At 60.2% G+C, this 1,834-nt stretch carries 1 protein-coding gene; it reads left to right on the forward strand.

The window, feature by feature from the left end; all coding sequences use genetic code 11:
• A partial coding sequence (locus tag ABX749_RS31530) for an arylsulfatase (RefSeq protein ID WP_372899527.1) occupies positions 1-1,615 on the forward strand: 1,615 nt, incomplete at its 5' end.
• Positions 1,616-1,834 lie beyond the last annotated feature (219 nt).

Raw genomic sequence — 1,834 nt, forward strand, 5'->3', positions numbered from 1 at the left:
CCTGGATCAATTGCATCGCGATTCCGTGCGGTTGACCGATTATCACGTCGCGCCGACTTGCTCGCCGACACGCTGCGCGTTTCTGACCGGTCACTGGACCAACCGCACCGGCGTCTGGCACACGATCATGGGCCGTTCGATGTTGCGCGAAAACGAAGTCACCATGGGAGACGTTTTTTCTGCGGCTGGTTACGAGACCGGGATGTTCGGTAAGTGGCACTTGGGTGACAACTATCCCTACCGCCCGGAAGACCGCGGCTTTAGCGAAGTGATGCGGCACGGCGGCGGCGGTGTCGGCCAGACTCCCGATCATTGGGACAACGCCTACTTCGATGGATCCTACTGGCACAACAGCAAGGTGACTCCGGTCCAAGGCTTTTGCACCGATGTCTTCTTTGATTATGCCGAACAGTTCATTCGTGATTCGCATTCGGCCGACAAACCCTTTCTGGCCTACATCGCCACCAACGCGCCGCACGGCCCGATGCACTCCCCCGAGAAGTACAGCGAGCCGTATGCCAACCTGGGCACGGGTTTGGCAAACTTCTACGGCATGATCGCCAACATCGACGAGAACGTGGGACAGCTGCTCGGGCTCTTGGAAGATCTGAAGATTGCCGACAACACGATCTTTATTTACACCACCGACAACGGCACGTCCTCGGGCGCCAAGGTGTTCAACGCCGGGATGCGTGGCAAGAAAGGCAGCCATTATGACGGTGGGCACCGCGTGCCGCTGTTCATTCGCTGGCCCGACGCCAATCTGGTCGGCGGACGCGACGTCGACACGCTGACCGGCTATGTCGATGTTCTGCCGACGCTGATTTCGATGTGCCGTGTCGCCCCGCCCCAAGGCGTTCGGTTCGACGGCGTCGATATCTCTCCGCTGATCTTTAATCGAGCGACCGATTGGCCCGACCGGATTCTGGTCACCGACTCTCAACGCGTCAAAGATCCGATCAAGTGGAAAAGCTCGGCCGTGATGACCGACCGCTGGCGATTGTGCAACGGAAAAGAACTGTTCGACATCGACGCCGACCCCGGGCAAGAAAACGACGTGGCGTCGGAGCACCCAGATGTCGTCGAGCGAATGCGAAATTTTTATGAAAACTGGTGGGCGGAACTGGAGCCGACGTTCGACCAATCCACGGCGATCTACCTGGGCCACCCCGCCGACAATCCGGCCCGGTTGACCAGCCACGATTGGATCACCACGCGGATGACACCCTGGAATCAAAGCCAGGTGCGGGCGGCGATGAACGGCCCGGCCAATACCGGGTTTTGGAACGTCAAGATCACCGAGGGCGGCAAGTCCGTGGTTCGGTTGCGTCGTTGGCCCGAGGAGGTCGATCGGCCGATCGCCAGCCCGCTGCCACCGGGACCGCCGGTGCCCGGGCAAACAGCATTTCGGGAAACGCCCGGCAAGCCCGTCGCGGCAGCCAAAGCCACACTAAAAATCGGTGGCGTCGAAAAGTCCGCGGCGGTGCCTGAAGGTGCAAAAGAAGTCGTGTTCGAGTTGGACCTGGAACCCGAGACGACGACGATGACCGCAACCTTTGAAACCGATTCCGGAGAAGTCTTCGGCGCCTACTTCGCCTACGTCGAAAAAATCTAGGGGCCTAAGCGGTTGATGAATGAGCGAGCCGTGACGCGCGAGCGGCCGGGCCATGGGCGCAACGCCCGGGGCCTTACGGCCAGCGGCTCACCAACCGTGTCGATTTTTTAAATAAGATCAACAAACCTTGGCGACTTCCAACTGTTCGTCGCGGACTTCGCCGGCGCGCACGAAAAAATCGGCAGCCGCTGGGCTGCCGATTCGTGGGACTCGCGTCCG

It is taken from the genome of Stieleria sp. (assembly GCF_041595215.1).
GTDB classification, from domain to species: Bacteria; Planctomycetota; Planctomycetia; order Pirellulales; family Pirellulaceae; genus Stieleria; species Stieleria magnilauensis.